Origin of the sequence: Bordetella sp. 02P26C-1, assembly GCF_009763255.1 — a bacterium.
Lineage (GTDB): Bacteria > Pseudomonadota > Gammaproteobacteria > Burkholderiales > Burkholderiaceae_B > Bordetella_A.
Map to the genome: position 1 here is coordinate 340,722 of NZ_WSJB01000018.1, position 24,840 is coordinate 365,561.

The window sequence follows — 24,840 nt, forward strand, 5'->3', positions numbered from 1 at the left end:
CCTTAATACGAAGGCGCAACGATCAATACCTCGCGTCCCTCATCCAGCTCCTCGATCCCCTCGAGCACCACGTTTTCACCGGCTTGCAAGCCCGATTCCACGCAGACACGCGAGGCATTATCCGGCCCCAGTGCGATGGACCGCTTCTGCGCACGATTGTCTGTGCCCACGACAAAAACGTACGCACCATGCGGCCCCTGCTGCACGGCCGCCGCGGGGATGACCAGCGACTGTATCGGGCGGGCCCGCACCATGCGGATATTGACGAACTGATTCGGAAACAGCGTCTCGTCGGCGTTGTCGAAGTACGCGCGTAGCTGCAGCGTGGCGCTGCGGGTGTCGATACGGTTATCCAGGCTGGTCAGCGTGCCGCGCGCCAGCAGGCGGCGTTCCTCGGCATCCCAGGCCTGTACCTCGACGGTTGCATCCTCCTCGGCCTCCCAGGCTTGCTGCAGCCATTTCAACCGTGTCGCCGGGATGGTGAATAGCACCGAGGTGGGCGCCGTCTGCACGAGCGTCGCGAGCGCCCGGTGGTCGGCTGCGCGGATATGGTTTCCCCTATCTATGCCTCGCATGCCGACACGCCCCGTCACCGGTGCGGTGATACGAGTATGCGCCAACTGCAGCCGCGCCTCTTTGACCTTGGCTTCCGTCCGGCGCAGACGCGCGGCTTCCTGCTGCTCCTTGGCGCGTGCGGCATCCAGACGCTTGGCGGCGACGGAGTCCTGCTTATCCAGACGTTCGTACCGCTTTAGATCCGCTGCCGCGTTGTTCCATTGCGCTTGGATTTCCTGCAGCTCGCCTTCCGCAGCGTTCAGACGTATTCGATAGGGCCTGTCATCGATTTCGGCGAGCAGATCGCCGACCGACACATGCTGGCCCTCTTGAAAATGCAGCCGCACCAGATCGCCGTCGACCTGGGCGCGTATGTCGACCCTGGCAAGCGGCGTGACGGTGCCGACGGCGTACATTTCGGACTGCACCGCCCCGGAGACCACCGGGATGACTCGGACAGGAACCGGCGGCGGCCCGCTGCTGCTATCGTCACCCGCGCTTTCGCTTAGCGGGCGAAACGTTCGTAGCGTCATAGCGGTGACAATCGCGATGGCGATGACGGCCATCAGCCACCACAGATGTCGATGGCGCAGCTTGTCCGCAGAGAATGAGAGAAGCATCCCAGTCTGAATCCGTACACGACCAAAAATCACCGCGCACTTGGAAAAGTGGCGATACCGTTGATGGCCGTGGCGCGAAACCGGGTGACGAATCAGCCCTTCCACTAGCCGTTCCGGGAGGCTACAGCTCGTAGCCTCCCGGAACGCGCGCCGTCTCGACAACGCACTACAAATCAGGCGGGTCCTATGTGGACAGTCCCCTAAATGCCGCCATGACGGCGCGGACGGTTGCGCGCCGGGGGGAGCAGATCAGCCCCGTTTTCGCAGCGGAAACGTCATATCGGCATACCGCACGAAACGCGATTTCTGCAATACACGATATCCCGCCCAAATCAGCAGAAACAGTGGGATGCCAATATAAGTCGCCGCGACGCTACTCCATTCGATGTGATCGGAAAGGAACGCCTCGTAATTCTGTCCCAGCGTGATGATCAAACACACGACAAAGGCAAAGATCGGGCCGAATGGGAAAAACGGCGACACATAAGGCAAGTCGCTAAGCTTGCCGCCTTGCGCGACATAGCCCCGCCGAAATCGATAATGACTAATTGCAATCCCCAGCCAGGCGATAAACCCCGTCATGCCGGAGGTGTTCAATAGCCAGATATACACCGCCTTCGGGCTGAACAGAAATGACAAGAAACACAACGCCGCCACTGCGGTCGTGGCCAACAAGGCCAGCACTGGCACGCCATTGACGGCAACCCGGCTGAATATGCGCGGAGCCTTGCCTTCGCTCGCCAAGGCGTACAGCATGCGCGTAGCCGCATACATGCCCGAATTCCCGGCAGACAACACCGAGGTCAATACCACGGCATTCATGATCGATGCCGCCGCTAGCAATCCTGCACGCTCGAATATCAACGCGAACGGGCTGACACTGATATCGGAAACATCGTTACGCAAGAGTTGCGGGTCGGTATAGGGAATCAGCAAGCCGATCACGCCGATGGCCAACACGTAAAACAGCAGGATGCGCCAGAACACACTGCGCACCGCGCGCGGCAGATTGCGCGCGGGGTCTTTCGATTCGCCGGCAGCGATGCCGATGAGCTCCGTTCCTTGAAACGAAAATCCCACCACCATGGCCACGCCAATCAATGCGGCAAAGCCCCCGGCAAAGGGGGCCTCGCCAATTGTCCAGTTATGCCAGCCTCCGGTCTCGCCGCCCCGGATGATCCCGAGCAGCATCAATATGCCCATAGCGATAAACGCAATGACGGCAATCACCTTGATCAAGGCAAACCAGAACTCCGCTTCGCCAAAGCCGCGTGCCGATAAGGCATTGAGCCCCACGATCACCAGCAAAAACAGCGCGCTCCAATAAACCCCTGGCACATCCGGCAACCAATACGCCATCACCAGCTGCGCGGCAACCAGATCCACCGCGACCGTCACCGCCCAGTTGTACCAATAGTTCCACCCTAGGGCGAAGCCAAAACCGGGCTCTACATAACGGGCGCCATAGCTGGCAAACGATCCCGACACCGGCATCGCCGCCGCCAGCTCGCCCAGACTGGTCATGAGGAAATACACCATCAAGCCGATAAAGGCATAACCCAGCAGCGCGCCACCGGGACCCGCTTGAGCGATGGTGCTGCCCGAGGCCACGAACAGACCCGTGCCAATCGATCCTCCAACGGCGATCATGGTCAGGTGACGGGCGGCAAGCGTGCGGCGCAATCCGGTGGGTGCGGGATCGGCGGGGGTATCAACGGCGTGCGGACTTGTGGTCTCGGCCAAGATCGTGTTCCTTGTGAGCGTTAAAGCGGTAAAGGAGCAACTTTAGCCTACTCCGTACAGACCGGCTTAGCCGTCGGGCAGGTTGCGCTGACGATCACGTCGGGCTGGCGCGTCAATGCGAGCGCTGGAGTTTCTAGGGACGAGCAAGTTGAATTCTCCGCGTGCTTTATCGTAATAAATCACCAGATTCTTCAAAATATCCATCCCGATAAAGCCGAAGTCCGTAATCCCTCTATCGTCCACTGCCGGCCTGGGAATCACAGGATGTGATTTGAACACTTTCCCGTTGATATTCAGATCGACGAGACGCATCCGTGGCGCGGGCATGATCGCGCCAAAAACGTCCATTCTCCGGGGTGCCGGGGCGCCGCGTGGCTTTGTTTGCACCAGTGTAGCCAGCAATGAACTGACCGACGCGCCGGAATCCACGACCACGGGGATCCGACCGGAGCCGAGCCCTATCGGGATCGCCATGACTCCGTACGGATTCGCCAGCGAGCGTCCCGGATAAACACTGAACCGGGCGTCCGCGCGAGTATCGAACGCCCCTCCTACGATTAAACAGTCGCTGTGCAAATCGACGAGCAACGCGTTATCCCCTGATACTTGCTGAGGACTTAGAATGCCGGCGTAACCCTCCTGCGCAAGGACGGCGTCCGACACCAGGTAGAATTCCTGGCTCATAGCATTTCCGTGGTGGTCAGCCAGCGTGGCGCGGACCCGCCTGGCATCGGCCGACGCAACGTGCGAATCCACGCGATTCACAGCCGCCTCCGGCGCTTCCTTCAATACTGAAGCGTCCCAGAGCAAGTTAGCGGAAGCCCCCGTATCCAGCATCATCTTGACGGCCTTGCCATCGATGAATACATGAACGGTAGGATTGGCTTTGCTGAGCGGGTCGTCGTATTCGATAGCGGTGCGGAATAGAGGAGACTGCTGACCCCACTCAGTGCCGCAGGCGCCATAGGCAGTTGCCACGGCACCAAAAGAAACGAAGACGGCAATTGCCGAAACGATAAAATCTGTGTTGCGCTTGTTGGCCATATCGGCGTTAGTAACGCGTTTGCCGGCATCGTTCCAAACAACGCGGCACAACACATGTCAGCCCCGCAAAGCGCCGACGCAATCGTCAGAAAAACGGCGGCGTTCGCGTTCTCGCCATTGGCTGCCGCCGCAAGGGCCCTACACAATATGCGTCATGCGCAAGCGCGCACATGAGCCGCGCCTTCAGTTCACACCGGCAACCGCCCTCGCCGCCTTGAACTGCGCGAACGTCGGGCCGCCCGGACACATGCGCACGTCTTCGCGCAAGTTGGTCCACGGCAGTTCCATCGGATCCATCGGCATAGGGCCTGGCGCCGCACAGATCAAGATATCCGCGGCGATGGGCGTGAAGTCCGCGCGAAAATGCGTGGAGCTCTTGAGCACCAACACATCTTGCTCGGTCGGCTCGATGCCGACGTAACGGAACATCGCCTGATCGGCCATCTGCGCCTTGTAAGAAGAGAGCACGACACGCACTTCGCCGATACGCAAACAAGCGCTCGGGCCCAAGTCCATGCGCACACCCAGGAGGTATGGACCAGTGGCGGTCAGCTTGCCATCGGACAGACGTTCCACCACGAAGTCCGCCTCGAACGGCGCATCACCCGGAACACCAGAATGCCCGCCCAACGCCAAACGCACGGTGGCGCCCTCGCCTGCCTGATGCACCAATTCGGCAGCAGCCGGATCGACCATCAACCCCAATGCACTGCGTGGGACGTTATAGCGTACCAGCGCGCGCAAAATGGCGGTGGTATCGGAATCGCCACCCGCGCCTGGATTGTCTTGCGCATCGGCGATCACGACAGGCCGGTCGGCGCCAGCGGCCAGTTCAAGCGCGCGCAACACGGCTTCGTCAGGCGAATAGAGCTTACCGGCGAAAGCTGCTTCAGCGGCTTCGACATCGGCGGCCAGCGTATCCGCGGCGGCATCAGCGGCAGCCTGCGTGTCCGCATACGCCCATACCAGCGCACCGCAATCGGGGAAGTCCGCTGCGGGAAAGCCCATGCAGAAAGACATGCTCGAAACTTCGGGCGCGGATTCCAACGCTTCCAGGCGCTCGTAAAGACCTTTGGCCGGCATCGCCATCGTGCTTTGCCAGCAAGTGGGCAACAGATACGATATCTGGCGTACGGCAACCGGCGGTCGCGGCATGCCCCGAAGGCGCCGGCCCATAAAGGCACAAGCGCGCGCGCCGGTATCGGCCATATCCACGTGCGGATACGTACGATAGGCCACCAAGGCGTCGGCTTCGCGAATCATCTGCTGGGTGACGTTCGCATGCAGATCCAAGCTGGCGACCAAGGGCACGTCCGGACCGATCAACGCGCGCACGCGACGCAGCACTTCGCCCTCGCCATCGTCATAATGCTCGGCGACCATGGCGCCATGCAGGTCCAGATAGACACCGTCGACCGGCAACGCAGCGGCGATGTCTTCGAGCATCATGGCCATGATGCGTTCAAATGCCTCACGCGTGACGTGCGCCGACGGACTCGCTGCGCCCCACACCGCTGGCACGATGGTATAGCCGAGCGCCTGCGCGGCTGCGATAAAGCCCGCGGCAGGAATGTTGGCGCCTTTCAGTGCGGGCAAAATTGCCGGCCCGCGCACGATGCCTGGCCAGCCACCACCGAGTTCAAACGCGCGAAAGTCCGCTTTACTCGGCGCAAACGTATTCGTTTCATGCTGGAAACCACCGACCACTATGCGCATCTCGCGCTCCTATACTGTCAAGATTCACCAGAAACCGACCCACGCGCCCCGCGTGAGCGATAAAGCATTGGCAAGGCATCCACGCAGCATCGCTGGCCGTTAAGCCGCCCGCAACGCGCAGAAATTGCGGAAATCCCAGTCACGTCCCGGCGCCGCCTCGATCAGCGCGCGGGTATACGGCTGCTGCGGTGCGGTCAACACTTGTGAAGCAGGACCTGACTCGACCACGCGTCCCTTCTGCATCACCACAATGCTGTCGCAGATTTGCGCAGCCACGCGCAAGTCGTGGGTAATGAAAAGGATGCCCACGCCCGTTCGCACACGGATTTCCTCCAGCAGTTTGAGCACCTGATCCTGAACGGACACATCGAGCGCCGAAACCGCTTCGTCCGCCACCAGCAGGTCCGGCTCCATCACGACGGCGCGCGCAATGCACAGGCGCTGACGCTGACCACCGGAGAACTGATGGGGATAGCGTTGCATCACATCGCGGCTCAGGCCAACGAGTTCCAGCGCCTCGGCCGCGCGATGGCGCGCCTCGGACACCGGCACGCCAAAATTGATCAACCCTTCGGTCAGCGATTCGCCCACGGGACGCCTCGGGTTCAATGAACGGTACGGGTCCTGGAAGATCATCTGCACCCGTGTGCGGCGCTGGCGCATTTCGGTCTCGGAAATGCGCACAATGTCTTCGTCATTCAAGAAAATGGATCCGCCCGTCGGCTTGATCAATCGCACCACGCAGCGCGCCACGGTCGATTTTCCGGATCCGGATTCGCCCACCACACCGGTGATCTCGCCGCGCCGCACGGTCAGCGCCACATTGCTGGCAGCGGCGACGATGCGGCCAGCGCCGAATAACGGCTTTTCCTGATAGGTCTTGTCCAGACCGATAATTTCCAGCACTTTTTCGCCATCGGGCGCGGGTCGTTGCTGTGGCACCAGACTCGGTACCGACGACACCAGCATACGCGTATACGCCTGTGTGGGCTGCGCGAGAATCAGATCCCGCGTGCCGGTCTCGACCACGCTGCCCCGATTCATCACCACGATACGGTCAGCGATTTCGGACACCACGCCAAAGTCATGGGTGATGAAAACGACAGCCGTTCGCTGACGCTGCTGCAGTTCGCGAATCAACGAAAGAATCTGTTTTTGCGTCGTGACATCCAGCGCCGTGGTGGGTTCATCGGCGATCAAGACCTGTGGCTTCATGATCAAGGCCATGGCGATCACGATGCGCTGACGCTGTCCGCCAGACAACTGGTGCGGATAGGAGTTGTAGACGCGCTCGATGTCCGGCAAGTGCACGGCCTGCATCATATCCAGCACCTGCTTGCGCCGCTCGGCCGCACTCAGGCGGCTATGCAGACGCAGCACCTCATCGATCTGCTTGCCGACCTTTTGCACCGGATTCAACGCCGTCATGGGTTCCTGGAACACCATGGCGATGCGCGATGCCCGCATCGCGCGCAGTTGCTCGGGCGAGGCTTTCAATACATCGTCGGGACCCAGCATGATGCTGCCGCCCGTCGCTTTCAACACCCCTTTGGGCAGCAAGCCCATCGAGGCCAGAGAGGTCACGGACTTGCCCGATCCGGACTCGCCCACCACGCACAAGGTTTCGCCGGGATAGACTTCGAAGGAGATATTTTCCACCACGTTGCGGCGCGAGGCACCACTGCCCGCCTGCACGGTCAGGCCGGATATCTTCAATGCGGGTGCGGTGTCGTTCTTGTGATGGTCAGAGGTTTGGGTTGTCATGATGCGACTCCTTTCAGACGATCACATACGGCGCGAAAAACGCGGGTCGAGCGCATCACGCAGGGCGTCGCCCAGGATGTTCACACTCAGCACGGTAAAGGACAGCAGCAGGCCGGGGTACAGAATCAGGCCAGGCAGCATCTGAAAGTATTTGCGGCCCTCGGACATCACGTTGCCCCATGACGGAATCTCCGGAGGAATACCGGCGCCCAGGAAGCTGAGAATCGACTCAGTCAGAATCGCAGCCGCAAAAATATAGGTGCCTTGCACAATGAGCGGCGCATAGGTGTTGGGCAACATATGACGCACCATCAGCACTGGCACGCGCGTGCCCATCGAGATGGCGGCCTCGACATAGGGTTCATTTCGCACCGACAGAATCACACTGCGCACCATCCGCGCCACCCGTGGGATTTCGGGGATGGAAATCGCCACCAAGACGGTAAACAGACTCGCGCCAGACAAGGACACCAGTGCAATCGCGAGCAAGATACCAGGGATCGCCATCACGCCATCCAGGAAACGCATGATGAGCGCATCGGCCCGACGGAAGTACCCCGCCACCACGCCTAGCGCCAGGCCCACCACCAGACTGGCCACGACGGCACCCAGTCCAACGATCAGCGATACGCGAGCGCCATACAGCGTGCGCGAATACACATCGCGCCCGAACGCGTCTGTACCCAGCCAATGCTCGGCTGACATCTTTTTCAGGCGCATTGCCGGGTCCATCAAGGTCGGATCGACCGTTCCCAGCCATGGGGCGAAGATCGCGCCAAACACAATGAGGCTCAGCAGAATGATGGCCAGCATCGCCGGCCAGGCCGACATGGTGGTCTTTAACTGCCCCAGCACCGAGGAACCGGGGGCCGCCTCAACCGCGGCGCCCGCGGGCGGCGGCAGCGTGGAAGTCGTAGCAGACATGTTGGTCGCCCCTTTAATAACGAATGCGCGGATCAAGAATGGTGTAGGACAGGTCAATCACCAGATTGATACCGACATAGACCAGCGAAAACAGCAGAATCATGGCCTGGATCACGGGATAGTCGCGCGCTAGCACGGCATCGACAACCAGACGGCCTAGACCCGGAATGTTGAATACGGATTCGGTGACCACCACGCCACCGATGAGCATCGCGATACTCACCCCGATGATGGTGACGATGGGCACGGCTGCATTGCCTAGGGCGTGTCGCAGCAACACGCCGCTTTCGCGCAAGCCCTTGGCGCGTGCCGTGCGGATGAAGTCTTCCTGCATGACCTCGATGACGCTGGTGCGCACGATGCGGGCGATCAACGCGACATACACGGTGCTCAGCGCAAGCGTGGGCAGGATTAGCCGCTGCGCGAACGGCCAGAGTCCTTCGGATAGCGGCTTATAGCCTTGAACGGGAAACCAGCCCAACTGCATGGAGAACACCAGGATCAACACATACCCGATGATGAACACCGGCACCGAGAACCCAACAACCGACCCGGCCATGATGGCGCGATCGAGCAGCTTGCCCTGCCGCCAAGCCGCGACGACACCGAGGGGAATCGCCACCAGCACGGTGAACACGATGGTCGAGAGCGCCAACGCGATGGACGGCCCCATGCGATCGGCGATCAGGCTCGATACCGGCGCATCTGATATCAAGGACGTGCCCAGATTTCCCTGCGCCAGTTGACCCACCCAGATCACGAATTGATCCAGGATGGACTTATCCAGGCCCATGGCTTTGCGGATCTCGTCGATCTGCGCTGAGGTTGCCCCGTCACCCGCGATAATGGTGGCGGGATCTCCGGGCGTCAGACGCAACATCGCAAACACGATGATGGCAACCATCACCAGCACGGGGATGGCGGAAAGCAGGCGCTTTAATAGAAATCTGGGCATCGCGGACTCACTTACTTACCGGTTTTCTCAAGATTCCAGAACACCGGAACTGGACCATTGATCACGCCTTTGATCTGCTTGCCAGTGGCGTTGAGGTTCGAGAACTGACCCAACGGCACGATGACGCCTTCGTCGATCACCAGTTCCTGGATCTCATTGGCCAGGCGCTTGAGCGTTGCCGGGTCATTCGTACGCGCGAACTCGGCACGGCGCTTTTCGATCTCCGGCACATCGGGCCAGCCGAACCAGGCCTTAGTGCCATTAGCGGCCACGCCCATGAAGGACAGCGGATCCCGGATGTCAGGCACGACAGTAAACGTGCCGAAAATGTTCCAGCCGCCCTTGGATGCCGGCTCGTGCGAGGCACGGCGGTTCAGTACGGTCTGCCAATCCATGGCTTGCAGATCGACCTTGAAGCCGGCCTTGCGCAACTGCTGCGCCGTGACCTGCATGATGGGCGCCGTGGTCGGGTTATCCGAGGGCATCAGGATCACGACCGGGGTGCCGTCGTAGCCGGCTTCCTTGAGCAGCGCGGCGGCTTTTTCCGGATTGCCCTTGACGAGCTTATCGCCACCGATATCGCTTTCGTACGGACCACCGCAACCAAACACGGCCGGGCACGTCTGGAAGTACTTCGGATTACCGATCTGCGCCTGCAGCACTTCCTTTTGGTCGACGGCCAGGAGCGCGGCCTGACGGATCAGCTTGTTGTTGAATGGGGGCTGTTCGAAATTAAAGCGGATTTCCGATTGACCACCTTGGGAAGGCATCACATTCAACGTGATGTCTTCATTGTTTTCCAACATGGGCAGCAGGTCGTACGGCGTCTGCTCAATAAAGTCGATTTCGTTGTTGATGAGGGCGTTCACGGCCGTCATCTGATCGGGCATGGTCACCCATTTGACCTTGTCGACCTTCACGACTTTACCGCCCGCCAGACCACTGGCCGGCTCCTTGCGAGGCACGTAGTCGGTGTTCTTCTCATACACCACTTGCACACCGGGCTTGTACTCTTCGGTCACGAAGCGGAAGGGACCAGAGCCGATGGTTTCCTTGATGGCTTGCGAACCCGGGGTGTTGGCCACGCGTTCGGGCATCATAAAAGCGGGGATCGCGCTGGGCTTGGCCAGGGCGCGGATGGCGATATCGGTGGGCTCGTTAAACGTCATCTTGAACGTCTTGCCATCGACGGCTTCGATCCCGGACATCATGGCGGCCATCATCTGGCCCATCTTGTCTTGCGATGCCCAGCGCTTGATCGAGGCCACGCAATCGGCCGCGGTGACCGGCGCGCCATCGTGCCATTTCAGTCCATCGCGCAACACGAACGTATAGGTCTTGCCATCGTCGGATGCCTGCCAGGATTCCAGCATCTGTGGCTGGATCTTGTTATCCGCGTCCAGCGAGAACAGCGTGTCATACACCATGTAGCCGTGGTTGCGCACGATATAGCCCGTGGTGATGACGGGATCGAGCGAACGCAAGCCGGCATGCATCACGGCCGTAACGGTCTGCGCCTGTACCGGTGCGAAGACGCCCGCGCCCAGCGCGGTACCCGCCATCAGCGCCACGCGCAGCGCATGCAGAGTCATCGAATGCGGTTTTGCCATGCTTTATTCCCCTTGTATCAAACGAATGATTACTGCTCAGAAATATGTACGTACCGCGCCTACGATGTCGTAGTGGCGATTCACCATCATGATGGCTTCCCACTTATCGAAGGTCAGGCAAGGATGCGAGATGCCAAAACACACCATATCGCCCACCTGCAACGGCGAATCGGTCGGGACGGTCATATGGCAGTGCTGATCGTCCAACTGCGTGACGATGTGGCCGGCCGGCAAGGCAGCCACCCGAGAGACGTCGGGCGAGCCCGCATCGGCCGATGGGCGAAACCATGCTGTCACCGGCGGCATATGGTCTGGCGAAATATCACGCTTGCCCAAATTGGCAATGAGCTTGCCGGGTTCCGGGCGCGACTGCACATAAGCCCAGACTTCCAAGGCGGGCTTGAGCCCATCGCCCAGCTCGCGCACATCAGGGCTGCGTTCCTGCAGGCGCGCGAACGCCTGCTTATACAGATGCGCGTCATGCGTCAGATAGCAACCGCTGCGCGTCAACACCAGATGTTCGCGCGACAGATTCAGCGCAGAAAAATGCTGCGTGACCAGATCATAAAAAGACGATCCTCCGGCGCTGAGCAGCACCGGGCCGTCGGCGAATATGCCGGCGCTCTCGCAAGCTTGCACGGTGGCCACCATCCGCTGCAGGAAGGCAGCGACTTGCGTTTCGATATCCTGATCGGGTCGCGGCTTGATCAGTCCCTCGAACCCTTCCACGCCGCGCAACGCCAGATAAGGCGAGGCTTGCTTTAACGCTTCCATGACTGCCTGCACGCTCGCATCGTCACGGCAGCCTGTGCGACCCCCGGCATAGCCGACTTCCAACAGCACCTGTAGCGGCCGGTCAATGCCGCTGGCCTGCACCGCCTGCGCCAGCGCCCTGACCTGCGAGGCATCATCGACCAGACAATAGAAATCGAACTCGGCATCCTCGCGCAGCGCCTGCAGGATGAAGGCGACGGCCTGCTTGCCCACTAACTGATTGGCCAATACGATGCGCTTGATGCCGAACGCGCGCGCCACCTGCACCTGATGGCAGGTCGCCAGCGTGATGCCCCAGGCACCGTCGGCGAGCTGCAAATCAAACAACTGCGGGCTCATGGTCGTCTTGCCATGGGGCGCGAAGATCGATCCGCGCTCTTGCAGGAACCGGCCCATCCAGTCGCTGTTGTGCCGCAAGGCATCCTCGCGGATGACCGCCAGCGGCAGCGGCAGGTCCTCGCGCAAAACATTCCAGCCCTGCTTGGCGATGTCTTCGATCGGTAGCGTGCCGATCGAACCCGGCATGCCCTTGACGCAGACATCCAGGGGCGCATGCGGGCGCCCGGCGGTCGATGAATTCGAGCTGTGTGCGCTCATCGTCATATCCGCTCAGGCCGGCTTTTTGTTCAGCGCCGGACCTACGCCTTTACGCTCGACAATCAAGCCATAGTGCTGCGGCTCGCGGTGGCGCGCGAAATCGAAGAACGTTTCGCGGTAGACCTTGCTCATGTCCAGATCGCAGCGTGCGGTGACGAGTTCGTCTTCCAGCGTGGTTGCCATAGCAACGATTTCGCCAGACGGTGCGATGATGGCGCTCTGGCCGATCATGAGCGAGCCCTCTTCCAGGCCGCACTTGGCCACGCCCACCACCCACGTGCTGTTTTGATAGGCGCCAGCCTGCATGGCCAGATGGTTATGGAAATTGCTCAGACAATCCACCGCGCCATCACCGGTGTGATCGTTCGGCGTGTTGTAGCCCAGAACGATCAGCTCGGCGCCTTGCAGCGCCATGACGCGGTAGGTCTCTGGCCAGCGGCGGTCATTGCACAGGCACATGCCGACCACGCCACCGAATGCATCCCACACGGGAAAGCCCAGATTGCCGGGCTCGAAATAGCGTTTTTCCAGATGCTGGCTGTCGCGTCCAGGCTGTGGCTCTTTATGGCCAGGCAAATGGACCTTGCGATATTTGCCGATGATTTCCCCGTCGGCGCCCACCAGAATCGAGGTGTTGTAGTAGTGCTTCTGACCGTCTTCGATCGTTAATTCGGCGTAGCCAATGTAAAACCCAATGCCCAGGCTGCGGGCCTCGTCGAACAGGGGTTGCGTGGCCGCATTGGGCATTTCGGTTTCATACCACTTATCGAGCTCTGGACCTTCCTCGATCAGCCAACGCGGAAAGAACGTCGTCAGCGCGAGCTCCGGAAACACCACAAATTCGCAACCGCGCGTTTTGGCCTGACGCAGTAATGCGATCAATCGCTCCACCACTGCTTGCCTGCTTTCGTCTTTGGCGATTGGGCCAAGTTGCGCCGCGCCTATCGTGATATGCCGTGCCATCCTTATCTCCGTGACGTCGACCTGAATTGGTCGGTGATGGCGCTATAGTCGCCGCGATTAAATCGGCAAACAAACGACTTATACTTGCCCGCACTATTAGCGTCGCTAATCCCACAGCGAGAAAAACGGCAGGCTAGCTGCTTAGCGATTTTCTGCACCGTCATGAGGGTTTTTCGTGCACCGATTTATACCAATCCGCACCAGACTGGTGAGCGACGTATCGACCCGCCTGTAAAAACATGAAGACGCGCTTCTCTCCCTCGCTATTAACCTGGCTACGCTGCTTCGAAGCGGTCGCGCGTTGTGGCAGCTTTACCCGCGCCGCGCAGGAGTTGCATATCACGCAGGGCGCGGTCAGTCAGCAGATCAAACAGCTCGAAGGCTGGCTCGACGTTGCGCTGCTAAAGCGTCTGCCACGCGATATCGCGCTCACCTCCGACGGCGAACGCTTGCGGCAGGTAGTGAGCGACGCGTTTCACGGCATGGACGCCGTCATCGACGAGATCCGGCATCGGCGCGTAGTGGCCCCGATGGAGATGATTTGCGCCCCCTCGTTCGCCATGCGGTGGCTGATGCCGCGCATGGGCGAGTTTTTTCGCTGCCATCCCGATATCCCCCTGCGCATACAGGCCGAGGTGCAGTCGCTGGATTACACAGCGCCATCAGGCAAGAACGTGGATGCGATCATCAGTTTCGTCCCCGAGCAGGCGGCGCCCGGCACGAGCGCGAAGGTGCTGGATGAATGGATATTTCCGGTCGCCAGCCCTGACTTCCTCGCGATGCATCCGGAGATCCAACGCCCTCAGGACCTGCGCCCCGGCATCCTGCTGCACGACGACGCCGCCTGGCAAGGGGCTCCCGCCCACGTCGAATGGCGAACGTGGCTGGGACATGCCGGCGTGGCGCTGCCCGATCTGCATCAAGGCCAGCGCTTTAATTTGTCTCAATTAGCGGTGGGCGCCGCGATGGCTGGACAAGGCATCGCGATCGGCCGTGCGGCGGTGGTGTTCGAGGACGTTCTGGCCGGCCGGCTGGTCGATGTGTTCGGCCTGTTCGCGCCGTCGCCGGCATCGTACTTCTTTGCCACGCACCACCAGGCCTCGGCTCCCATCGCCGCGTTGTTGGAATGGATCTTGAGCGAAGCCAATGCCTTTCGCCAAAGACGCGATCAGCATTTCGCGCAAGCTGCGGCGGCCAACGCGCGATGTGCGTCGCCGCAGTTACGGATGATGGGTTCAGGTCTGTAATCAAAAAGCCCGTCTCCTCAGAAGAGACGGGCTTTTGTTGATGCAACACCATGGGCGCTCGCTGCGAACTAAAGCGACCGCGCGCCGGGGGGGTCAGAACGGAATATCGTCGTCCATATCCGCCAGATTCGCCGCCGGAGCCGCCGCGGGCGCTGCCGGACGCTGAGCCTGCGGGCGCTGCGCCGGTGCGCGCTGTTGTTGACGCGGTGCGCCTTCGTCGTAGCTGCCGCCACCGTAGCCGCCCTCGCCGCCTTCGCGGCCGCCGAGCATTTGCATCTGGTCCGCGACGATTTCGGTGCTGTAACGATCAGCGCCCGTGTCTTTATCCTGCCACTTGCGGGTTTTCAAACGGCCTTCGATGTAGACCGAGCGGCCTTTCTTCAGATATTCGCCAGCGATTTCGGCCAGCCGGTTATACATGACCACGCGATGCCATTCCGTTTCCTCGCGGCGCTCGCCGCTGGCCTTGTCCTTCCATTGCGAAGTGGTGGCGATGGATACGTTGCAAATGGCCGCGCCATCCGGGCTGTAACGCACTTCGGGGTCGCGCCCCAAATTGCCGACGAGAATGACTTTATTGACCGATGCCATATTGACGATTTCCTCTGCCGTCCGGGGCGGATAGATACCCTGCGGACATGAATTGCTGAATTTCCGAAATAGCCAGGACTGAACGAATGTAGAAGCTACGATTCGGAGTTTCTGACTCGTAAAGTGCTGGGGATGCTGTCGGCGGATCTGGTGTCCTGCCCATGTACCCCATTGCGATACCGTAAGCTTACCGCACGTCGGCAGCATTTTACCGGGCCGGTGAGAGCAAAAAGTCACACCCCGTAGCGGATCGCTCGGACTTCAGCGCCAGCACACACGCCTGCCCTGTGAGGCTTCAGTCCCGAGACGTTTCCAGGGCCTTGTTGATACGCAGGGCCAACAACGTGCAGATGGTCCCGGAGAGCAAGTAAACGCTTACAGCCACCAAGCCGAACCGCACGGAAAGCCCTAGCGCGACCAGCGGCGCGAACGCCGCGCCCACCAGCCACGCCATATCGGTGGTCAGCGCCGCGCCCGTGTAACGATAGCGGCGGATAAAGTTAGCCGTCACCGTCCCGGAAGCCTGCCCGTACGATAGCCCCAGCAACACAAACCCCAGCAGAATGAACACATTCTGCGCGCTGGGGCCCCCATCGAGCAGCCACGGTGTCATCAACGCAAAGAGACTGATCGCCACTGCCATGACGCCCAGCGTCGTGCGGCGCCCAATGCGGTCAGCCAGCATGCCCGAGAAGATCACCCCTAGGATGCAGAGGAACGCCCCCACGATCTGCACAATCAGCACCTGCGGGATTTCCTGAGAGGCCTTGATCGCGATCCAAGACAACGGGAATACGGTCACGAGATGAAAGAGCGCATAGCTGGCCAAGGCCGCGAATGCCCCGATAAAGATGTTGTAGCCCTGCTCGCGCACCATTTCCCCCACACCGATGGGTTCGAGCTCGCCCTCTTCCAATAGCTGTGTGTATTCCTCCGTCACCACCAAGCGCAGCCGCGCGAATAGCGCCACCACGTTGATAGCAAAGGCCACAAAGAAAGGATAACGCCAGCCCCAGGCCAAAAAGTCCGCCTCGGTCAGGGTGATGTGCAAGAACAGGAACAACGCGCTGGCGACGGCGAAACCGACCGGCGCGCCCAGTTGACCGAGCATCGAGTACCAGCCGCGCCGGTTCGGCGGTGCATTTAACGCGAGCAACGACGGCAATCCGTCCCAAGAGCCGCCGAACGCCACCCCCTGTATGCAGCGAAAGAGCGATAGCAACAAGATGGAATAAGGCCCGATCGCGTCATAGCTCGGCACGAACGCCATGCCGACTGTGGCGGTTCCCAAGGTGAACAAGGCAATGGTCAGCTTGGTCGCCCGCCCCCAGCGCCGCTGGATGGCCATCGATACCGCAGTGCCAATCGGCCGGGTGATAAATGCGAAAGAAAAAATAACAAACGACCAGATCGTGCCCTGTAGCGGCCCCTCGAACGGGAACAACACGCGGGGAAACACCAGCACGCAGGCGATTCCAAACACGAAGAAGTCGAAATATTCCGAGGCGCGGCCGACCACGACCCCTACCGCGATCTCGCCGGGAGCGACTTTGGCGTGACCGCCGTGGCCGTCGGCGGGAGCTGCGCCAGGCGCGGAGGGAAGAGGGCCGGGGTAATGCGTCGTGGTCGTCATGGACGGGCTCGCAAAGGATGTTTGGGATACACCTAACCAACGATGTTCGACTCGAACCAAGGGTACGCCTATGTCCACGCCCACCGCAAGCCCGCAGCTGCTGCCCTGCCCTTGCTCGCCACATGTCTGTACAGCTGTAACGAGCGTTTAACAGATGTTTAGTTTTCGCCGGGATCCTTCGCCGGACCCGCCCCGCATTTAAACGCCGGATGTCAGCGCAGCAGTTACCTTTCGAAATTCGTTCGAAATTTGTAATTGCAGGAGTCCGGCATGCCCACTCGCCCCCCCCTTGGATTGACGCGTATTTACGCAGCGCTGTGCCTGGCCATCGGCAGCGGTCCGGCGATCGCGCAGGTCCCCTGGAATTTGCAGATGGTCAATGCCGACGTCGCACATGCTTTGGGCTATACGGGCAAGGACATCATCGTGGGCGTGATCGATTCCGGTCTGGACATGCACCACCCCGCCTTCCGGGGGCGGGTAGATCCCAGGTCGATGAATTTCATAGACCCCGGACAACCTGTCACGGACCCCGGCCGCCATGGCACGCACGTGTCCGGCATCATTGGCGCCGGCTTGAACACGGGCCCCATGTATGGCGTGGCCTACGACTCGACCTTGCTTGCCATGCAAGCGATCGGGGGTCGTGAGGACGACGACGATGAGGATGACGACGACGACACGGTCAGCGTCAAGGCCCTGCGGTACGCGGCGCAGCTAAAACTGAAAGTCGTCAATGGCAGTTATGGTCCGCCCGCAATTCCCCCTCGCTGGGATCGCGAGACAGGACAGCTCAACCCCACGTATCAGCTGATGCCCTATCAGATTCTGCTTTTCAATGATGATACGGGTGCCGCGGACGATCTGCCCCAATACGAGGCGGTCGCGGCAGCGGCCGAAGCCGATGTCCTGATGGTGTTCGCCGCCGGCAACGAGTACCAGGAACAACCCTTGGCCTCCGCCAACCCCACGGGGCTTGCGATCCTGCCGTATATCCGTCCAGAAAACCGTAATTCGGGCGTTTACCAGTACATCCGGGGCGGTGAAGACAACATACCCGATATCAAAGACCCCTCGACCTTCGTCTATCTGGATAACAACGATCCACGCGTCGCTCATCTGGATTACTCGCATCTGCAAGACAAGTTAATCGCTGCAGTCGCAGTGGGCCCCGACGGCAAGATCGCCGCCTACAGCAATCGCTGCGGCGTCGCCTGGCAATGGTGCATGGCCGCGCCCGGCGGCAACGGGGAGGATGAAGTTGATGAGGGCATCCTGTCCACCGTCCCCGGCGGATACGACGTCATGTCGGGCACGTCGATGGCGGCACCCTTAATTGCGGGATCGGCCGCGGTATTGCGCGGCGCGTTCCCGTATCTGACGGCCAGCCAGACGATTGAGGTGCTGTTAACCACCACGGACCGCGCCGGCGACTATGCAGACCGCGCCACCTACGGACGGGGCTTACTGGACCTGGGCCGCGCCATCCTGGGCCCGGGCCAATTCGGTGCGGAAGGCTTCGCCCCCCTATTCGACGTCAACACGCAAGGCTTCAATTCCACGTGGTCGGGCGACATTAGCGGCAGCGGTGGTTTAACCAAGCGCGGCGCTGGGCTACTGACTCTGGCGGGCAATAACAGCTATTCCGGCGACACGACCATCGCGGGTGGTGCACTGCGCGTCAGTGGCAGCATCGCCAGCTCCTCAGTACTGGTAGAGCCCGATGCGCTGCTGACCGGCAACGGCACGGTAGGCAGCACGCGCGTGGCAGGGACCATCGCACCGGCGGCCGCGGATGGATCGATCGCCACGATGACGGTCAACGGCAACTATCAGCAGCTCACGGGTTCTACCCTGTTGGCCTCGATCACGGACCAGGGCGATAGTACGCAACTGCGTGTCAGCGGCACCGCCGAGGTGCAAGGCGGCACTCTGCAGGTCCAGGGCATTTCGCCGCATACCGTCGATAAGCAGTTCGCCGTGATTCAGACCCAGGGCGGCGTGGCGGGCGCGTTCGATCAAGTGCCGAATGACTATATTTTCATCGGTTTGAATACCGTCGTCCTGGGCAATACGCTGGCACTGTCGGTCGATCGTCAAGAAGGCGGCTTTGGCAGCGTAGGGACGTCGCGCAATCAGCGCGCGGTGGGCGGCGGCATGGACGGATTAAGCGCCGGCAACGCCGTGTTCGACAACCTGATCATGTCGACCGACGCGGCAGCGGCGCGCCGCGCCATGGATCGCCTCTCTGGCGATCTGCATCCCAGTCTATTGGGGGTGCTGACGACACAGTCCGCGATCACCCGAGACGCCCTGACCGATCGCAGCCGGCTGGCCCAAGCGGGCGCGGGCGTCGATGTCTGGGGCCGTTATACCGGCTCGCGTGCCCATCTGAGCAGCGACGGTAATGCCGGGGGGCTGCGTAACCACTACAACGGCGCGATATTTGGCGTGGACACCGACGTCACCCCACACACGCGCCTGGGGGTGGCATTCGGATTCGGCCATTCCAGCGCTGATGTTAGCTCGCGCAATGCCAACGCCAAGATAGACAGCTACACCTTGGGAGCCTACGGCAGCAGCGGCATGGGCGTGGCCAATCTGCGCTATGGCGCGGCCTACAGCTGGCATCAGATCGATAGCCGCCGTAGCGCCTTGGAAGGCTCACCGCGCGTCAAGGCGGACTATGACGCACGCAGCGCCCAGGCGTTTATCGAACTCGCGACCACGGCCACTCTCGGCGCCACGACGCTAGAACCCTTTGCCAGCCTGGCCTACGTCCACACCCGCGCCGACAGCTTCGATGAAAGCGGCGCTGCGGGCCTGCGTGGCAAACGCAGCAGCTTCGATCTGGGATTTACCACCTTGGGCCTGCGCGCAGGCACCCAATGGACGCTTGCGAATCGTTCCACCCTGGGGTTGGACGCAAGCCTGGGTTGGATCCATGCCTTGGGTGGCACGACGCCTAAAACGTCGATGAGTTTCCAGCCGGGCGCGTCCTTCACGACTGCGGGCCTGCCGGTGGCGCGAGACGCTTTGGCCGTGCAGACAGGCCTGACCTGGCATCACAGCGAGCACGCCTCGCTGAACGTTTCCTACCAAGGGCAATTCGGCCAACGCACCAGCGATCAAGGTCTATCGCTAAACGCGCGCTGGCGTTTCTAAGCGCTGACGATCCACTTTCGACCGCCGTCATCCACACACCTTTTCTGTCGTAGTGCGCCGCTTTTGGGCGGTGCCGCGTTCTCTGCCATTCGGAAAATCCACGTGAAAACCCATAAGAAAAATGCTCCCATGGCGCCCTATGCCCTCGGTCTGACCGAAGACGCCCATGCATCGTCGTCACGGTCACCGGCGCTGATCACCGCAACTCTCGCGGCCTGGCTGACACTGCCCGCGATCGGGCATGCGCAGCAGGCGGTGGCGCCCGTTTCCCTGGAAGTCAGCGGCTCCGAGGGTCGCAATGCCAGCAGGTTCCGAAGCTCGACCCGGGGTGGCTCCCCCAAGGATTTGGCCTATACCCTGGCCTCGAATCAATCAATCAATACGCAAAGCTATGTCGCCGCGGCGATCGCCCTCACTGCCCGCGCCGGCAAGGGGGGCGACGGTCACGATGGCATCATCTGGGACAGCGCCGGTTCCATGGGCGGCAGCGTGGGAAGAATCGCGCTCGAAGTGGCGGGCTCGGTCACACAGGGCAATGCCTCTGCCACGGGTCATGGCATTGCCGTCACGGCAACGGGCGGCAACAGCGGCTCACGAATGAAAGGAGGAACGGGCGGCGGCAGCGGCGGTATGCTCGGCGTCAGTTTAAATAATGCGTCGGTGACAACGTATGGTAGAGGGGCGGATGGCCTGCAGGTACGAAGCACCGGTGGCAAGGGCGGCAGCGGCTTTGAAGCGGCGGGCATCCGTTGGTCAGCCAGTTCTGGCGGGGCCGGCGGCCAGATGTCGCTGGGCTTTAGCGGCAGTATCGATGCGACCGGCTCGGGCATCACCGCAAGCTCCAGAGGAGGGGTGGGCGGCAATATCAGCGGCGGCGTGATACAGACTGCCGGCAGCAGCGCCGGCACGGGCGGGCACGGCGGCGAAATCATCGCGGCGCTGAGCGGCAAATCCAATGGCGCGGCTTCGACCATCATCGCCCGCGGCGGCAGCGGCGTTTCTCTGATCAGCGCTGGCGGAGACGGTGGCCAGGTGACGGGATCGAGCTGGTTCAACGGGGCCGACGGCGGCGACGGGGGTGTTGGCGGCAATATCTCCGCCCAGATGGACAAGGTGCAGATTACCGCGCGGGGTGATGGCGTCTCCGGCGTGCTGCTGCAAAGTGACGGGGCAACGGGTTCTGGGGTGGTGGTTCCGGGATCACCCGTGGCGGCAAGGCGGGCAAAGGCGGCGACGGCGGCAGCGTCACCGCCACCCTGGGTGGGGGTGTTCGCGTGACGACCACTGGGAAAGCAGCTCACGGCGTGCAAGCTGTCAGTCGGGGCGGCGGCGGCAGCAACGGTGGAGCGGGTGGGGTCTTTTACAGCGGTGGCGCCGGCAGCGAAGGCGGCGCCGGCGGCAGCGTGCGGCTCACCAGCGCCGCCACAATCGACACCTCCGGCGCGGATGCCTATGGGCTATATGCCGCCAGTCTGGGCGGCGCCGCAGGCGAAGGGGGCAAGGGACGGTCGATAGTGGCCGTCGGCGGCCACGGCGGCGCGAACAGTCGCAGTTCCGAGGTCAACTTGACGAATCAGGGGACGGTCACGACCCGAGGCGAAGCAAGTCACGGCGTGTTCGGACAAAGCATCGGCGGCGACGGCGGCACCAGCGTCGGCGCTAGACAGGGTGCGATCGGTGGCGACGGCGATTCCAATAGTCCGAATGCCAACGGCGCGGCGCTGACGGTATCAAATGCCGGCACGATCACAGCCAGCGGAAAATCGGCCAACGGCATCGTCGCACAGAGTATCGGCGGTGGCGGTGGCAATGGCGGCAGCGCCTTCGGTATGTATTCCTTGGGTGGTAATGGCCATTCCAGCGGCAACGGGGGTACCGTCAATGTTTCTAACGCCGGGCGTATTACGACTTCCGGTGCCGGGGGCTACGGGATCCATGCCCAAAGCATCGGCGGCGGCGGCGGCAAAGCTACGCAATCGACAGCCATCGGTACGCTCATCCCCTCGATCGCCCATGGCGGCAAGGGAGCATCCGGCGGCGACGGCGGCAGAGTCACCATCTCTCTGACGAATGACAGCACAATACTGACCAAAGGCGCCGACGCCACGGCCATCGTGGCACAAAGCATCGGCGGCGGCGGCGGTGACGGCGGCACGGCAGGCGCTCTCGGCTTGGTCTCCATCGCGGCCGCCTCCTGGGGGGGCGCAGCGGGCGCCAGCGGTCATGGCTCAACGGTGGACATCACCACGCGCGGTCGGATTGAAACCCAAGGCGACGGCGCGGGCGGCGTACTCGCGCAGTCCATTGGCGGCGGCGGAGGCACGGGCGGCGACAGTACTACCGCCGGCATCAGCCTTGTCGCGGTCGGCACCGGTGGCAGCGCGGGCGGCGCCGGCCACGGCGGTAAAGTTTTTTTCAACAACTACGCGGACATCCTCACCAACGGCACAGACGCGCATGGGGCCTTGCTGCAAAGCATAGGCGGAGGAGGCGGCGCCGGCGGCAACGCACTGGCGTTGGGCACGATCGCGCTGCCCTACTATTCCGGTAACGCGACCGCGGCCATCGGCGGCGTGGGCGGCGTAGGAGGCAATGCCGGCAGCGTCGACGCGAATAACCACAAAATTATCAAAACGAAAGGTGACGGATCGCGCGCGCTGGTGGCCCAGAGCATCGGCGGTGGCGGGGGATCGGGCGGTACCGCGCATGCGACCAGCATCTCTATTTCGCTCACCTCGGCGTCGCTCGCTGTAGGTCTGGGGCGTTCCGGCGGCAGCGGCGGGGACGGGAGCACGGTGCAGAGCCACAATTCCGGCCAGCTGGAAACCGCCGGAGACCATGCCGCGGCCATGCTCATCCAGAGCGTGGGGGGCGGCGGAGGCATCGGCGGATCCGCCGTGGCGCGATCGGCTGCCTTTGGATTGAAGACGTTTTCGGCATCGCTGGCCATCGGCGGCCGGGGCGGTACGGGTGGCAACGCGGGTTCGGTGACGCTGGATCAGCAAGGAAGTATCAAAACGGCAGGTAAGCAATCGCCAGGTGTGCTGGGTCAAAGTGTCGGCGGCGGCGGCGGTAGCGGTGGCCTGACCCACGGAGATACCCGGGCGGACACCGGCAGTGTCGCTGTGTCGCTCGGCCGTAGCGGGGGCAGCGGCGGGGACGCCGGCGCGGTGACGATCACACAAAGAACGGGCGGCTGGATCGAAACAACGGGCATGGCCAGTGACGGCCTTGTGGCCCAAAGCGTGGGCGGCGGCGGCGGCATAGGCGGTGCAGTAGGAGACAAGAACCAGCCGGATTGGCCTCCCATCCCCGCTTTGCCCGACGGTGGCGGCGGCTTCACCGCCTCGGCTTCCCTGACCCTCGGCGGCTCGGGGGGCGCGGGCGGCGCTGGCAAGACCGTGACCGTGACCCAGAACGGCAGGATCGAGACGCGCGGTCGCCAAAGCAGCGCGGTGGTGGCTCAAAGCATAGGCGGTGGCGGTGGGCGCGCGGGGTCCACCGCGACTTCGGCTCCCGGCGGCACACTGGGTCTATCTCTGACCCTGGGCGGATCAGGCGGCGCAGGAGGCGACGGGGGCCAGGTAACGGTGAAGCAAACCGGCGTCATCCTGACATCGGGCATGGGCAGCACCGGCGTACTCGCGCAGAGCATAGGCGGAGGCGGCGGCGCCGGATCGTCCAGTGAAAGCACTCAGTCGCCGGGCAAAGTCACCGCCAATCTATCGATCGGCGGATCAGGCGGGCAAGGTGGCGACGGCGGTGACGTGCACCTCGACCACAGCGGCGTCATACGCAGCTCGGCGAGCGACGCGCTCCTGGTGCAAAGTATTGGCGGGGGTGGCGGACAAGCAGGCGCGGTCTACGGCGGGGTAAACATTGACGGCACCGACGCCATCAGGTCCCTGTCGCCGCCCGAAGAGGGTTTTGCGTTCACGGTTACGGTAGGCGCGCGTGGCGGCAACGGTGGCAACGGCGGTACTGCCACGGTCAACAACAGCGGCAGCCTCTCCTCAAACGGCGATACACGCGCTGCTGCGACAGTACAGAGTATCGGAGGTGGCGGTGGGACGGGCGGGATCGCCTCAGCGTTCTACGACGTGAGCCCCCTGGCGAACCAGCCGGTCGCGCAGATGTCGCTCGCCCTGGGCGGCAGCGGGGGCGCGGGCGGACACGGGGGCAGCGTGACGTGGAAATCCACCGCGCGGACAGCGGGCGGCGGTATCATGAGCGACGCGATACGCTTGCAAAGCATAGGCGGCGGTGGCGGCGTCGCGGCCAGTCAGATGGCTGCCGTATCGAGAGACGACGGGCCCACCGGCCCCACATACCGGCTGACCGGCGCGGTCGTCTCATTGCAAGGGCGCGGCGGAAGTGGCGGCATGGGCGGAAACGTCACGGCAACGCAGGAAGCCCGCGCACATATCGAAACCGCAGGCGAGAGCAGCATTGGTCTGCTCGCACAAAGCGTGGGCGGTGGCGGCGGCATCTCTGTCGCGCATTTCCCCCAAGGCGCCGCCAAGACCGGGCTGAACCTGGGTGGCGGCGTGGGGGCGGGCGGCAAGGTCACGTTGAACCAGTCCGGCATCGTAGAGACAAGTCATGCCGGTTCCCACGCCATCCTGGCGCAGAGCGTGGGTGGCGGCGGCGGCGCAACACGGGTGCTGGGGGCGGACCAAAGCACACAGATCTTTAACGCCGCCCGGGAGGGCGACGGCAACGGCGGCACGGTCGCCGTTGCCATCAATAGCAGTGGCAGCATTATCACGGCCGGCATTGGCTCCTACGGCGTACTCGCCCAGAGCATCGGCGGCGGGGGTGGTTACCTGAACACCGGGGTGTGGGCCGCGCCGGCAGAGGGTTCCCTGACGCAAACGCACGCCGGAACTGGTGATGGCGGCAGCGTCACGGTCGAAGTGGCGGGTAGCGTGCGCACACG

15 protein-coding genes and 1 pseudogene are annotated in these 24,840 nt (G+C 62.2%); 4 read left to right on the top strand and 12 right to left on the bottom strand.

Annotated elements, in window-relative coordinates; genetic code table 11:
• Positions 1-2: 2 nt before the first annotated feature.
• The 10 genes from GOQ28_RS10940 to GOQ28_RS10985 all read right to left on the bottom strand — a co-directional run bounded on the left by GOQ28_RS10940 (position 3) and on the right by GOQ28_RS10985 (position 13,265).
• Positions 3-1,175, bottom strand: coding sequence for an efflux RND transporter periplasmic adaptor subunit (locus GOQ28_RS10940; protein ID WP_160356453.1), 1,173 nt, complete (start codon positions 1,173-1,175; stop codon positions 3-5).
• 249 nt (positions 1,176-1,424) lie between these two features.
• Positions 1,425-2,918 carry an amino acid permease gene (locus tag GOQ28_RS10945; protein ID WP_272898845.1) on the bottom strand — a complete coding sequence of 498 codons (1,494 nt, stop codon included), beginning with the start codon at positions 2,916-2,918 and terminating at the stop codon, positions 1,425-1,427.
• A 66-nt stretch (positions 2,919-2,984) separates the two neighbouring features.
• Positions 2,985-3,962: a hypothetical protein gene (locus GOQ28_RS10950; RefSeq protein WP_160356454.1), complete on the bottom strand. Its 978-nt coding sequence runs from the start codon at positions 3,960-3,962 to the stop codon at positions 2,985-2,987.
• A gap of 183 nt (positions 3,963-4,145) precedes the next feature.
• Positions 4,146-5,678, bottom strand: a complete 1,533-nt coding sequence (locus GOQ28_RS10955) for a M81 family metallopeptidase (RefSeq protein WP_160356455.1) — start codon at positions 5,676-5,678, stop codon at positions 4,146-4,148.
• 99 nt (positions 5,679-5,777) lie between these two features.
• Complete coding sequence (locus tag GOQ28_RS10960) at positions 5,778-7,442, bottom strand: dipeptide ABC transporter ATP-binding protein (RefSeq protein ID WP_160356456.1); 1,665 nt, start codon at positions 7,440-7,442, stop codon at positions 5,778-5,780.
• Positions 7,443-7,463: 21 nt separating this feature from the next.
• Positions 7,464-8,366, bottom strand: coding sequence for an ABC transporter permease (locus GOQ28_RS10965; RefSeq protein WP_160356457.1), 903 nt, complete (start codon positions 8,364-8,366; stop codon positions 7,464-7,466).
• Positions 8,367-8,379: 13 nt separating this feature from the next.
• Positions 8,380-9,321: an ABC transporter permease gene (locus tag GOQ28_RS10970; protein WP_160349797.1), complete on the bottom strand. Its 942-nt coding sequence runs from the start codon at positions 9,319-9,321 to the stop codon at positions 8,380-8,382.
• An 11-nt stretch (positions 9,322-9,332) separates the two neighbouring features.
• A complete protein-coding gene (locus GOQ28_RS10975; protein ID WP_160349796.1) occupies positions 9,333-10,931 on the bottom strand; it encodes an ABC transporter substrate-binding protein in 1,599 nt (532 codons plus the stop codon).
• 36 nt (positions 10,932-10,967) lie between these two features.
• On the bottom strand, positions 10,968-12,302 hold the full coding sequence (locus GOQ28_RS10980; protein WP_160356458.1) for an amino acid deaminase: 1,335 nt from the start codon (positions 12,300-12,302) through the stop codon (positions 10,968-10,970).
• Between the two features lie 12 nt (positions 12,303-12,314).
• Positions 12,315-13,265 (bottom strand): N-carbamoyl-D-amino-acid hydrolase, encoded by a 951-nt coding sequence (locus tag GOQ28_RS10985; RefSeq protein ID WP_160349794.1) that lies wholly within the window; start codon positions 13,263-13,265, stop codon positions 12,315-12,317.
• Between the two features lie 239 nt (positions 13,266-13,504).
• Here GOQ28_RS10985 and GOQ28_RS10990 point away from each other — a divergent pair, with 239 nt between their 5' ends.
• Positions 13,505-14,512, top strand: a complete 1,008-nt coding sequence (locus GOQ28_RS10990) for a LysR family transcriptional regulator (protein WP_160349793.1) — start codon at positions 13,505-13,507, stop codon at positions 14,510-14,512.
• Between the two features lie 93 nt (positions 14,513-14,605).
• Here GOQ28_RS10990 and ssb read toward each other — a convergent pair whose 3' ends face one another.
• Positions 14,606-15,103, bottom strand: coding sequence for a single-stranded DNA-binding protein (ssb, locus tag GOQ28_RS10995; protein WP_160349792.1), 498 nt, complete (start codon positions 15,101-15,103; stop codon positions 14,606-14,608).
• A 295-nt stretch (positions 15,104-15,398) separates the two neighbouring features.
• A complete protein-coding gene (locus tag GOQ28_RS11000; RefSeq protein WP_160349791.1) occupies positions 15,399-16,736 on the bottom strand; it encodes an MFS transporter in 1,338 nt (445 codons plus the stop codon).
• 270 nt (positions 16,737-17,006) lie between these two features.
• Here GOQ28_RS11000 and GOQ28_RS11005 point away from each other — a divergent pair, with 270 nt between their 5' ends.
• The 3 genes and pseudogenes from GOQ28_RS11005 to GOQ28_RS18725 form a co-directional block, all read left to right on the top strand.
• On the top strand, positions 17,007-19,901 hold the full coding sequence (locus GOQ28_RS11005) for an autotransporter domain-containing protein (RefSeq protein ID WP_160356459.1): 2,895 nt from the start codon (positions 17,007-17,009) through the stop codon (positions 19,899-19,901).
• Positions 19,902-20,003: 102 nt separating this feature from the next.
• Positions 20,004-21,179 carry a hypothetical protein gene (locus tag GOQ28_RS11010; RefSeq protein ID WP_160356460.1) on the top strand — a complete coding sequence of 392 codons (1,176 nt, stop codon included), beginning with the start codon at positions 20,004-20,006 and terminating at the stop codon, positions 21,177-21,179.
• Positions 21,176-24,840, top strand: a pseudogene (locus GOQ28_RS18725) (hypothetical protein); the annotation flags it as partial. The gene GOQ28_RS11010 and the pseudogene GOQ28_RS18725, both read left to right, overlap by 4 nt.